The 12405-nt window shown below is 59.8% G+C and carries 12 protein-coding genes; 1 reads left to right on the forward strand and 11 read right to left on the reverse strand.

The window, feature by feature from the left end:
• Positions 1-48 precede the first annotated feature (48 nt).
• The 11 genes from ybeD to leuS form a co-directional block, all read right to left on the reverse strand.
• Positions 49-312 (reverse strand): DUF493 family protein YbeD, encoded by a 264-nt coding sequence (gene ybeD / locus BS626_RS01625; RefSeq protein ID WP_075180661.1) that lies wholly within the window; start codon positions 310-312, stop codon positions 49-51.
• 116 nt (positions 313-428) lie between these two features.
• Positions 429-1637 (reverse strand): D-alanyl-D-alanine carboxypeptidase DacA, encoded by a 1209-nt coding sequence (gene dacA / locus BS626_RS01630; protein ID WP_075180662.1) that lies wholly within the window; start codon positions 1635-1637, stop codon positions 429-431.
• 119 nt (positions 1638-1756) lie between these two features.
• Positions 1757-2836 carry an endolytic peptidoglycan transglycosylase RlpA gene (gene rlpA, locus BS626_RS01635; RefSeq protein ID WP_075180663.1) on the reverse strand — a complete coding sequence of 360 codons (1080 nt, stop codon included), beginning with the start codon at positions 2834-2836 and terminating at the stop codon, positions 1757-1759.
• A 10-nt stretch (positions 2837-2846) separates the two neighbouring features.
• Entirely contained in the window at positions 2847-3959 is a 1113-nt protein-coding gene (gene mrdB / locus BS626_RS01640; RefSeq protein WP_075181104.1) for a peptidoglycan glycosyltransferase MrdB, read from the reverse strand.
• A gap of 8 nt (positions 3960-3967) precedes the next feature.
• Positions 3968-5872: a peptidoglycan DD-transpeptidase MrdA gene (mrdA, locus tag BS626_RS01645; protein ID WP_075180664.1), complete on the reverse strand. Its 1905-nt coding sequence runs from the start codon at positions 5870-5872 to the stop codon at positions 3968-3970.
• Positions 5873-5902: 30 nt separating this feature from the next.
• On the reverse strand, positions 5903-6373 hold the full coding sequence (gene rlmH / locus BS626_RS01650) for a 23S rRNA (pseudouridine(1915)-N(3))-methyltransferase RlmH (protein WP_075180665.1): 471 nt from the start codon (positions 6371-6373) through the stop codon (positions 5903-5905).
• Between the two features lie 3 nt (positions 6374-6376).
• Complete coding sequence (gene rsfS / locus BS626_RS01655) at positions 6377-6694, reverse strand: ribosome silencing factor (RefSeq protein WP_075180666.1); 318 nt, start codon at positions 6692-6694, stop codon at positions 6377-6379.
• 108 nt (positions 6695-6802) lie between these two features.
• Positions 6803-7459: a nicotinate-nucleotide adenylyltransferase gene (gene nadD, locus BS626_RS01660; RefSeq protein WP_075180667.1), complete on the reverse strand. Its 657-nt coding sequence runs from the start codon at positions 7457-7459 to the stop codon at positions 6803-6805.
• Complete coding sequence (holA, locus tag BS626_RS01665) at positions 7443-8483, reverse strand: DNA polymerase III subunit delta (RefSeq protein ID WP_075180668.1); 1041 nt, start codon at positions 8481-8483, stop codon at positions 7443-7445. The genes nadD and holA overlap by 17 nt, the downstream gene beginning before the upstream one ends.
• Positions 8480-9091, reverse strand: a complete 612-nt coding sequence (gene lptE / locus BS626_RS01670; RefSeq protein WP_075180669.1) for an LPS assembly lipoprotein LptE — start codon at positions 9089-9091, stop codon at positions 8480-8482. Before lptE ends, holA begins: the two co-directional genes overlap by 4 nt.
• A 15-nt stretch (positions 9092-9106) precedes the next feature.
• Entirely contained in the window at positions 9107-11689 is a 2583-nt protein-coding gene (gene leuS, locus BS626_RS01675; protein WP_075180670.1) for a leucine--tRNA ligase, read from the reverse strand.
• A 229-nt stretch (positions 11690-11918) separates the two neighbouring features.
• Here leuS and BS626_RS01680 point away from each other — a divergent pair, with 229 nt between their 5' ends.
• Positions 11919-12401 (forward strand): zinc ribbon-containing protein, encoded by a 483-nt coding sequence (locus BS626_RS01680; protein ID WP_075180671.1) that lies wholly within the window; start codon positions 11919-11921, stop codon positions 12399-12401.
• Positions 12402-12405: the final 4 nt, after the last annotated feature.

The raw sequence follows: 12405 nt of genomic DNA on the forward strand, positions 1-12405 counted from the left end.
AGCGGGTCCAAATGAACCGGGCGGGAGGAGGCCCCGCCCGTGAGAGAGTTACAGCACCATGCGGACGATTTCGATATTGCCCAGCTCTTCGTACAGGGTTTCGACCTGCTCGATGTGGGTGGCGGTGATGGTGATTGACACCGAGTGATAATTACCCTTGCTGCTGGGTTTCACATCCGGATTATAGTCCCCGGGCGCATGGCGCTGGACCACTTCAACCACCTGATCAACCAGCTCCGGCTTCGCCAGTCCCATCACTTTGTAGGTAAAAGGGGTGGGGAATTCCAGCAGTTCTTTCAGATTGGTTTTCATATACTCTCCGTCACGCTAAAGCAGGCGCTCCCGCCAGAGCGGGAGCGCGGTTATGGCTATTATATGGGGATGCGGGGCAGAATAATCAAGTTTCTGCACGTGCATCCGCACCGATCTTAGCCAAACCAGTGGTGAAACATCAGCTTAATGTAGTCGACGATGCGGCTAAAGAAGCCGCCTTCCGGCATCTCTTTCAGCACCACCAGTGGGCGCTGGTCGATGGTTTTGCCGTCCAGCTGGAAGTTGATTGAGCCGACTACCTGATTTTTCTGCAGCGGCGCGTGCAGTTCGGTGTTAGTCAGTACGTAGCTGGCCTTCAGGTCTTTCATGCGGCCGCGCGGAATGGTCAGGTAAACGTCTTTCTCTACGCCAAGCTGCACCCGATCGCTGTCGCCAAACCAGACTGGCTCAGAGGCAAACTCTTTTCCGGCCTTCAGCGGCGCCACGGTTTCGAAGAAGCGGAAGCCCCAGGTCAGCAGCTTTTTGCTCTCCACTTCGCGACCTTTGTAGGTGTGCCCGCCCAGTACCGCAGAGATCAGGCGCATCTGCCCCTCGGTTGCCGAGGCGACCAGGTTGTAGCCGGCGGCGTTGGTGTGGCCGGTTTTAATGCCATCCACGTTCAGGCTGGTGTCCCACAGCAGGCCGTTGCGGTTCATCTGACGGATATTGTTAAAGGTAAACTCTTTTTCGCGGTAGACGGCGTACTCCTCCGGCACGTCGCGGATCAGCGCCTGGCCGATCAGCGCCATGTCGCGCGCGGAGCTGTACTGCCCCTCGGCATCGAGGCCGTGCACGGTGCCAAAGTGGGTGTTTTGCAGCCCCAGCGCCTTCACGTAGTTGTTCATCAGGCCGACAAACGCGTCCTGACTGCCGGCGACATAGTCAGCCATCGCTACGCAGGCGTCGTTGCCGGACTGCAGCACGATGCCGCGCGTCAGCTGAGAAACCGGTACGCGGTCGCCCGGCTTAAGGAACATCAGCGAAGAGCCTTTAAACACCGGATTACCGGTGGCCCAGGCATCCTGGCCGATGGTCACCATGTCGTCCTGATGGATTTTGCCCGCTTTGACGGCCTGGCCAATCACATAGCTGGTCATCATTTTGGTCAGGCTGGCCGGATCGCGACGGACGTCAGCGTTTTTCTCGGCCAGCACCTTGCCTGAGTTGTAATCAATCAACACGTAGGCTTCGGCGTCGATATCCGGCACGCCGGGAATCATCGTCTTCAGGTTTACGTCTTCGGCGTGTACAGCACTGCAAAGACCGAGCAGCAGCATCGCGGCGGTCATGCGCTTCATTAAGCGGGAGGGGATCAACTGGTTCATGGGTGAGGACAATGACATCCGTGAGTTAAATGAAAAAAGTGCCTTACTATAGCAAATGCGCCCGGGCAGGGCACCGCCCTTTATCCCGGACATGTTAACAGATTTTTCTGCGCGCGCGGTTAGCGCGTGGCAGGCAGCGGCACCACAAATCCGGACTGCTGCGCTTCCTGGCTCAAACGCTGCAATAATGCCTGCGCCTGCTCACGACGGCTGAATTGTCCCAGCTGCACGCGCCAGATACCGTCGGCAGACGGGCTGGCCTGCCACGCAACGTTAAAGCGAGCGCCCAGGCTTTCACCCAGCATGCGGGCGCGGCTGGCGTCCTTTACTGCGGCGACCTGTACGCCCCAGTTGCCGGTCGTCGGTGCGCCGCTGGCGGGCATCGCGGCGGCGGCAACCGGCGCGGCGGCTGGCGCGGGTTCGCTGCCTTCCAGTACGCCGCTGGCTAGCGGCTGCGGTGCGCCGAGAAAGCCGCTGCTTTGCACTGGCGCGCCCAGATTATCTTCTGACTGCAGCTGGCGATTATCTATCGGCTGTGCGGCGGCGGGCGCCGCGGCTGCCTGCGCCCCGGCCGGCGCGATGCTGCCCATCGGTGATGATCCGCCGAGGTCCGGTCGGGCGGGCAGGGCATAACTCTGCTTCGCGACCACTGTGCCACAGCTGCCGGGGCCGGACAGGCTGCCATCCGGCGCGACGACAATGGCGTCCAGTCGAACCCGGGTGTTATTGGAGAGATTGAGGCGGTCACCGGCGGCGCGTGACAAATCGATAATCCGTCCCGGGGTGTAGGGACCGCGGTCGTTAACCCGCACTACCAACTGGCGGCCGTTGGCAAGGTTGGTCACCCGTACGTAGCTCGGCAGCGGCAGGGTGGGGTGCGCGGCGGTGAGCGCATCGGGATCGAAGGTTTCACCGAGGGCGGTAGGCTTGCCGCTGGCCTCGTCGCCGTACCACGCCGCCAGCCCGGTTTCGCTGAAGGTGGCCGGATTGCTCACAATGCGGTAGGTCTTACCGTTCATGCGATAATCCTGGCTGGTGCGCGGATCGACCGGCTCATAGCGCGGCTCGGTGCCGCCAATTTCGGTCACCGGGCCCTGACATACCGCCGCCGGCGCTGAGACCGGGGCCGGTTGCTGTTCCGTACTGCAGGCCGCCAGCAGCACTGATGTGCCGGCAATCCAAAGCCAATCCTTACGCATTTCTCGCCTCTTATACGCTTTTTGATAACATTTTTCGGTGAGTGTGGATCGACATGACGATGCCAAATCCGGCCATCAGCACAATCAGCGCCGATCCCCCGTAGCTAACCAGCGGCAGCGGTACGCCAACCACCGGTAAGATACCACTCACCATGCCAATATTCACAAAAACATACACAAACAGAATCAGCATCAGGCCGCCGGCCATTACCCGGCCAAACGTGGTTTGCGCGCGGGCGGCAATGATCAGTCCGCGCATGATCAGCAGCAGGTAGAGCACGACCAGCAGAATCACCCCAAGCAGGCCCAGCTCTTCTGCCAGTACGGCAAAGATAAAGTCGGTATGCCGCTCGGGCAAAAACTCCAGCTGCGACTGCGTGCCGTGCAGCCAGCCTTTTCCACGCAGCCCACCCGAGCCGATGGCAATTTTCGACTGAATGATGTGATAGCCGGCGCCGAGCGGATCGCTTTCGGGGTCGAGCAACATCATGACCCTGTCGCGCTGATAGTCATGCATCAGGAAGAACCAGAGTATCGGAATAAATGCCGCCAGCAGCAGCGCGGCGACGCCGATCAGGCGCCAGCTCAGGCCGGAGAGAAACAGGACAAACAGGCCCGAGGCGCAGACCAGAATCGAGGTGCCGAGATCCGGCTGGGCCGCTACCAGCAGCGTCGGTACAAAAATCAGCATCAGCGCCAGGCCGGTGTTTTTCAGCGATGGCGGGCAGACGTCGCGGTTCATAAAGCGCGCCACCATCAGCGGGACGGCGATTTTGGCGATCTCTGACGGCTGGAAGCGCACGACGCCGAGATCCAGCCAGCGCTGGGCGCCTTTACTGATCTGCCCAAATACATCCACCGCCACCAGCAGGATCACGCTGATAATATAGAGATAGGGCGCCCAGCCTTCGTAGATGCGCGGCGGAATTTGCGCCATCACTACCATCACCACCAGCCCCATCATGATTTGACCGATCTTGCGCTCCATCATGCCCGGATCCTGGCCGCTGGCGCTCCACATCACAATCGCGCTGTAGGTCAGCAGGGCCAGAATACAGAGCAAAAAAATGGGGTCGATATGGATGCGCGTCCAGATCGAACGTTTTTGAGGACTGTCATTCATCGACATGCTTATTCGCCTTCATAGCCGGGCGGCGTCGGTGGCGCATCCGGCAAAGTGGTATTGTTATCGCCCAACATAATGTGGTCGAGAATCTGGCGCATGACGGTACCTACCGCCGGTCCCGCGCCGCCGTTTTCCAGAATGATGGCCACGGCAACGCGCGGATTATCGTAGGGGGCAAACGCCGTCATCAGCTTATGGTCGCGCAGGCGTTCAGCAATTTTATGGGCGTTATAGGTCTCGTTCTCTTTCAAACCGTACACCTGTGCCGTCCCTGATTTAGCCGCGATTTTGTACGGCGCATCGGCGAAGCTTTTATGAGCGGTGCCGTTCGCGCGGTTAGCAACGCCGTACATTCCGTCTTTGGCGATCTCCCAGTAGCCGGAGTGAATGTCACCGATCGGCGCGCTGATCGGCTGCTTAAAGGGCACCATTACGCTGTGCTCTTTTACCGCGCGCATCAGGTGCGGCACTTTAACCACGCCGTCGTTGATCAGGGTCATCAGGGCTTTGTTCATCTGCATCGGGGTGGCGGTCCAGTAGCCCTGCCCAATGCCGACCGGGATAGTGTCCCCCTGGTACCAGGGCTTTTTAAAGCGCTTCATCTTCCATTCGCGCGTGGGCATGTTACCGGCGGTCTCCTCCGCGAGATCAATCCCGGTATAATGGCCGTAGCCAAACTTCTCCATCCAGCTGGAGAGGCGATCGATGCCCATATCGTAGGCCACCTGATAGAAGAAGGTATCCGCTGACTCTTCCAGCGATTTGGTGACGTTGAGGCGACCGTGGCCCCATTTTTTCCAGTCGCGGTAGCGCTTTTCGGAACCGGGAAGCTGCCACCAGCCGGGATCGAACAGCGAGGTATTGCGGTTGATGACCCCGGCGCTGAGTGCCGAGACGGCGACATAGGGTTTCACCGTCGAGGCCGGCGGATAGGCCCCCTGGGTGGCGCGGTTAATCAGCGGGCGGTTTTCATCGTTCAGCAGGCGTTTGTAGTCGGCGCTGGAGATACCATCGACGAACAGATTGGGATCGTAGCTGGGGGTGGAGACCATCGCCAGCACATCGCCGTTGCGCGGATCGGTGACCACCACCGCCGCGCGGCTGCCGACCAGCAGCGTTTCGATATACTGCTGCAGATGCAGGTCAATGGTGAGCCAGATATCGCGTCCGGCCTGCGGTGACTGCTCATGCAGCTGACGAATAACCCGGCCGCGGTTGTTGACTTCCACCTCTTCGTAGCCGGTTTTTCCGTGCAGCACCTCTTCGTAATAGCGCTCAATACCCAGCTTTCCGATATCATGCGTGGCGGCGTAGTTGGCCCAGATGCCCTCTTTACTGAGCCGCTCGACATCGCGATCGTTGATTTTTGAGACGTAGCCGATGACGTGGGTCAGGGCAGAACCATAGGGGTAGTAGCGGCGCTGGTAGCCTTTCACCTCTACGCCGGGGAAGCGGTATTGGTTCACGGCAAAGCGCGCCACCTGCACGTCGTTCAGCCCAACCTTAACCGGAATGGAGGTAAAGCGGCGGGAGCGGCGGCGCTCTTTCTGGAAAGCGTCAATATCATCGTCGCTGAGATCGACCACCGGACGCAGCTGCTCCAGCGTTTGCTGCAGGTTGTCCACCTTTTCCGGCACCAGCTCGAGCTGATAAATAGTGCGGTTCAGCGCCAGCGGAATGCCGTTACGATCGTAGATAATGCCGCGGCTGGGTGCGACCGGCACCAGCTTAATGCGGTTTTCGTTCGATCGGGTTTGATAATCCTCGTGGCGCAGGATTTGCAGATGATAGAGGTTGGCAATCAGCACGCCGGACAGCAGCAGGATGCCAAAAAAAGCGATCAGCGCGCGGCGAACAAAAAGCGCCGATTCGGCGTTATAATCACGAAAGGAGTTGCGTTTTAATTTCATCCGCTGCTTTTTTACTCTGTGGCGTTACCGTTACTCGCGATGATAAGGATGATTGGCCGTGATGCTCCAGGCCCGGTACAGGCTCTCTGCCACGAGCACCCTGACCAGCGGATGGGGCAGGGTTAGGGGAGAGAGTGACCAGCTTTGCTCGGCCGCAGCTTTGCAGGCGGGCGCCAGCCCCTCGGGCCCGCCAATCAGCAGGCTGACGTCGCGACCATCTTGCTTCCAGCGCTCCAGCTGGCCCGCCAGCTGCGGGGTATCCCACGGCCGGCCTGGGATATCCAGCGTTACAATACGGTTGCCTTTGCCAACCGCCGCCAGCATCAGCTCACCCTCTTTATCGAGAATGCGGGGGATATCGGCGTTTTTGCCGCGCTTGCCGGCGGCCACTTCGATCAGCTCAAAGGGCATGTCGCGCGGAAAGCGGCGCAGATACTCCATAAAACCGCGTTCTACCCAGTCGGGCATTTTGGTACCGACGGCAACCAGCTGCAACTTCACCGCTTAGCTCCAGAGTTTTTCCAGCTCGTACAGATGGCGACTCTCTTCCTGCATGACGTGAACAATCACCTCACCGAGATCGACGACCACCCAGTCCGCTGCGGCCTGGCCTTCAATGCCCAGCGGCATCAGGCCCGCATGGCGCGCCTCCTGCATGACGTGTTCGGCAATCGACACCACGTGGCGGGTGGAGGTACCGGTGCAGATAATCATGCAGTCGGTGATGCTGGATTTGCCCTGAACGTTCAGCGCGACAATGTCATGCCCTTTAAGATCATCAATCTTATCAATAATGAAGTCTTGGAGTGCTTTGCCTTCCAAAAGTTTCCCCTTGCGTGTGTCTTTACATAGTCAACGACGTGACAGAATCGGTATTCAGCGCCGGCGCCCGGCCGGCCCTGAAATGAAGCGGCGCAGTATAGCACGGGCTCAGGCGTCGCGATATAAACCCTCTCGGGCGATGTAGGCGGCCACCGCCGGCGGCAACAGCTGGTTACAGTTCTGCCCGTGGCGCAGTCGCTCGCGAATCTGCGTTGCCGACAGATCGACTTCCGGCGTGGCCGCCAGCCAGATGCGACCGGCGGGAGCCGCGCGCAGCTGATCGACATCAGTGGCCCGATGTGCCTCCAGCCAGCGGCGCTGCGCCGCGTCTGGCAGGGTAGTGGCATAGCCGGGGCGGGTCAGCACCAGCAGGTGGCAGAGCGACAGCAGCGCCTGCCAGCGGTGCCAGCGCGGCAGGGTGAGCAGCGAGTCCTGGCCAATAATGAATCCGAGTGGCTGCTGATCACCGCGCTCGGCCCGCAGCTGCGCCAGGGTTTCTACCGTCCAGGAGGGGGCGTCGCGGTCCAGCTCGCGCGTATCCAGCTGAAACAGCGGCCGGTCGGCAATTGCCAGTCTTACCATCGCCACGCGCTGAGCCGGTGTCGCCTGCGGCTGCGGACGGTGCGGCGGTACGTTATTGGGCAGCAGCGTGACGCGGGAGAGGCCTGTCTCTTCGGCCAGCGCGCTGACCGGCAGCAAATGGCCATAGTGTATGGGGTCAAAGGTGCCGCCAAACAGCGCGTGCAGTTCAGGAAGCGTCGACATCACAGAAGTGTTCCGGAAAATGGGGCAGGCAGAGGAGAAGCGACAGCGTTTCCAGCTCCGCCCACAGCGACTGACCGTAATCCTGCTTCAGGGTCAGCTCCATCTGGCTTAAGAGCCGAAAGCCGTGGTGCAGCTGCGCCGGTTGCAGACGCTGCAGCGCCTCGCTGAGCAGCGGGCGCCGGTTCTGCCAGACGCGCTGCTGATCAAACAGCGTGCGCAGCGGCGTGCTGCGCATCTGGCGCTGTAACTGCAGCAGCGTCATCATCTCGCGCTGCAGCGTGCGCAGCAGGATCACCGGTTCGCTCTCCTCCTGACGCAGCTGCTGCAGAATGTGCAGCGCGCGCTTGCTTTTGCCCGCCAGCAGGGCATCAATCCAGTGAAACGGCGTAAAATGGGCGGCATCATTGACCGCCTGTTCAACCCGCGGCAGGGTCAGTTTACCATCCGGCCACAGCAGCGAGAGGCGCTCCAGCGCCTGCGCCAGTGCCAGCATATTGCCCTCATAGCAGTAGCACAGCAGCTGGCAGGCAGCGTCATCCAGCGTCAGTCCCTGGCTTTTGGCGCGGCTCATTACCCAGCGCGGCAGTTGGGCGTGCTCCGGCGTCTGGCACGGCACCAGCGCCGCCTGCTCGCTGAGCGCTTTATACCAGCCGCTGTTTTCCTGCGCGCGGGTCAGTTTGGGCAGGCGCAGCAACAGCAGCAGATCGTGATGACACAGTCCGGCCAGCTGCTCCAGTTGAGCACCCATTGCGGCATTGGGGCCGCTATCCGGAAATATCAGGGTTAGCGTCTGGCGGCTGGCAAACAGGCTCAGCGCCTGGCAGTGGCTAAAGATCGTGTCCCAGTCGGTGCTGGCATCGAGAGAGAAGGTGAGGTGTTCCGTAAAGCCCTGGCCCTCGGCGGCCTTACGCAGGGCATCGTGGCTCTCCTGCAGTAGCAGGGGATCGTTGCCCTGAAGAAAATAGCAGGGGCGCAGCCCTTCCTGAAGCTGCGCGCCAAGCTGTTCGGGCCAAATCCGCGTCATACGTCCGGTTTCATTCGCGTGCCGGTATGACGATCGCCGGACTCGCCCGGGGTGGTATCCAGACCCACCGGCTCGTCGCCGGTGGCTTTCTGCTGCTTAAGCTGCTCTTCCGCGGCGTGCACCGTCAGCAGTTTCCGCACCAGCTGCTCCGCCGCCTTATCGCGCATTTCCTGCTCGATAATCGTCTGCTCGGAGTCCTTCGCCAGTGCCGCCTGCGGGTTATCAAAGAACGAACGATAGACCGTGACGCTTATCGGGAAGATCCCCTGGTTAGGGATCAGCACCTGGGCAGTCACATTCATCGTCATCTGATACTCGGCGGTGGTGCCGTCGCGGAAGATCGATGCGGTATCCTGACCGACGGTGGTCCCCAGGATGCGCAGCGAAGGCAGATCCTTACGCCGGGTATTGCTGTCGACCAGGGTGACGTTGTTCAGCCGCAGCTGTTCACGCACAGCGCGGGTCATCGGACCGTACGGGTCGCTGGTGTCTAAAATCAGCGTTTTCAGTTCGTTCGGCACCTGGGTGGTGCCGCGCGGATGAAAGCCGCAGCCGACGGTGATGGTCACCGCCAGGCCTAACAACAGAGTCAAAATCGGATGTCGCACAACGCCCTCCTGCGCTTAACCCACAACCAGGTTAAGAAGTTTGCCCGGAACGTAGATCACTTTACGAACAGTGACGCCGTCCAGATATTTGGCGACCAGGTGCTCCTGGGCCGCACGTGCCTGAACCTGCTCCTGCGTGGCATCCGCTGCGACGGTGATTTTACCGCGCACTTTGCCGTTTACCTGCACCACCACCAGCACGGAATCCTCCACCATCGCGGCGTCGTCAACCTGTGGCCAGTGTGCATGGTCAATGTCGCCTTCGCCACCCAGAGCCTGCCACAGGGCAAAGCTGGCGTGCGGCGTAAATGGATAGAGCATACTCACCACCGCCCGCAGCGCTTCCTGCATCAGTGCGCGGTCCTGCTCGCTCTCCTGCGGCGCACGGGTCAGTTTGTTCATCAGCTCCATGATCGCGGCGATGGCGGTGTTAAAGGTCTGACGACGGCCGATATCGTCCGATACCTTGGCGATGGTTTTGTGCAGATCGCGGCGCAGCGCCTTCTGCTCATCGTGAAGGGTATCCGGATTCAGCGGCGAGGTTGCGCCTTTGCTGGTGTGTTCATGCACCAGCTTCCACACGCGTTTCAGGAAGCGATTAGCCCCCTCTACGCCGGACTCCTGCCACTCCAGGGTCATGTCGGCCGGTGAGGCAAACATCATAAACAGACGCACGGTATCGGCGCCGTAGCGCTCTACCATCACCTGCGGATCAATGCCGTTGTTTTTTGACTTCGACATTTTGCTCATGCCGGTGTACACCAGCTCGCGTCCGCTGGCATCGGTGGCTTTAACAATGCGCCCCTTTTCGTCGCGCTCAACGCTGACATCGACCGGTGATACCCAGTTACGCTCACCGTTAGCGCCAGTGTAGTAGAAGGCATCCGCCAGCACCATGCCCTGACACAGCAGGCGCTTCGCCGGTTCACTGGAGGTGACCAGGCCCGCATCGCGCATCAGCTTATGGAAGAAGCGGAAGTAGAGCAGGTGCATAATGGCGTGCTCAATCCCCCCCACATACTGATCGACCGGCAGCCAGTAGTTGGCTGCAGCCGGATCCAACATGCCGCGATCGTAATCCGGGCAGGTGTAGCGCGCGTAGTACCAGGACGACTCCATAAAGGTATCGAAGGTGTCGGTTTCACGCAGCGCAGGCTGACCATTGACGGTGGTTTGTGCCCATTCGGGATCGGCTTTAATCGGGCTGGTGATGCCGTCCATTACCACATCTTCCGGCAGCACCACCGGCAGCTGATCTTCCGGGGTGGGCATGACGGTGCCATCTTCCAGGGTCACCATTGGAATGGGGGCGCCCCAGTAGCGCTGACGGGAAACGCCCCAGTCACGCAGGCGATAATTGACTTTGCGTTCGCCGACGCCTTTGGCGATCAGCGCGTCGGCGATGGCATTGAACCCGGCCTGATGGTCGAGGCCGTCAAATTCGCCGGAGTTGAACAGCGCGCCTTTTTCGGTCATCGCCGCGGCGCTAACATCCGGCTCGCTGCCGTCAGGGTGGCGAATAACGGCTTTGACCGGCAGACCATATTTGGTCGCAAACTCCCAGTCACGCTGGTCATGGCCCGGTACGGCCATGACCGCGCCGGTACCGTACTCCATCAGTACGAAATTGGCGACCCAGACCGGCAGCGTCTCACCGGTCAGCGGATGGATGGCGAACATGCCGGTGGCCACGCCTTTTTTCTCCATGGTGGCCATTTCCGCTTCGGCCACTTTGGTGTTGCGGCACTCGGCAATAAAATCAGCCAGCGCCGGATTATTCACCGCCGCTTGCGCCGCCAGCGGATGGCCTGCGGCCACGGCCAGATAGGTTGCGCCGATAAAGGTATCCGGACGGGTGGTGTAGACGGTCAGCTTCTCCTGGCTCTCCACCACGTCGAAGGTGATCTCCACCCCCTCTGAGCGGCCGATCCAGTTGCGCTGCATGGTTTTCACCTGCTCAGGCCACTCTTCCAGCGTATCCAAATCGTTAAGCAGCTCATCGGCATAGGCGGTGATTTTGATAAACCACTGCGGGATCTCTTTACGCTCGACCTTGGTGTCACAGCGCCAGCAGCAGCCATCGATCACCTGCTCATTCGCGAGGACGGTGAGGTCGTTCGGGCACCAGTTCACCGCCGAGGTCTTTTTATAGACCAGGCCTTTTTCATACAGTTTGGTAAAGAACCACTGCTCCCAGCGGTAATATTCTGGTGTACAGGTGGCCAGTTCGCGGCTCCAGTCGTAGCCAAAACCCAGCAGTTTCAGCTGGTTTTTCATGTAGGCGATGTTTTCGTAAGTCCAGGGCGCCGGGGCGGTGTTGTTTTTTACCGCCGCGCCTTCTGCCGGCAGGCCAAATGCATCCCAGCCGATGGGTTGCAGCACGTTTTTACCCAGCATGCGCTGGTAACGGGAGATGACGTCGCCAATGGTATAGTTGCGAACGTGGCCCATATGTAGGCGGCCGGAAGGATAGGGCAGCATGGAAAGGCAGTAATATTTCTCTTTACCTGGCTCTTCCGTAACTTTAAAAGTCTGCTTCTCGTCCCAGTGTTGCTGTACCTGGGATTCAATCTCTTCCGGGCGGTATTGCTCTTGCATGGCAGCCAGTGGTCCTTATGAATAGCGCATTGAACACTCAATGGGGTTGTGATCCGCATAGCATAGCTGATAAGCCTTTGCGTCAACAACACCTCATCTCGTTCAGCGCAGCTTTTCTCCACCCCCTGTAGCGTGCCTTCCACATTTCACGTAAATCTGTGCAAGTTACCGGGTTTTTCTGCTTCAGACGCTAAACTGTTTAGTGATGACCATCTTACAGGGAGCCATGATGAATAAATTAGGACAGACCTATCGCCAGCTGCTGACCGCACTGACGGCCAGACTGGAAGAAGGTGAGCGCGATATCGAGTCACTGGTATCACGCGCGCGCACGCGGCTGATTGAGGTGGGAGAGTTGACCCGCAGTGAGATAGACCAGGTTACCCGCGCGGTGCAGCGTGACTTAGAGGAGTTTGCCCGCAGCTACGGTGAATCGGCCGCGGAAGAAGAGGACAGCGTTTTTTTTCGCGTGATCCGCGAAAGCGTGTGGCAAGAACTGGCGGATATCACCGATAAAACTCAGCTGGAGTGGCGCGAAGTGTTTCAGGATTTGCAGCATCACGGTGTCTACCACAGCGGTGAAGTGGTTGGCCTCGGTAATCTGGTCTGCGAAAAGTGCCACTTTACCCGCGGTATTTACACTCCGGAAACGCTGAGTCGCTGCCCGGAGTGCGGGCACGACCAGTTCCAGCGTCAACCCTTCGATCCCTGATCGA

The organism is Pantoea sp. 1.19, from assembly GCF_001922585.1.
Lineage (GTDB): Bacteria > Pseudomonadota > Gammaproteobacteria > Enterobacterales > Enterobacteriaceae > 1-19.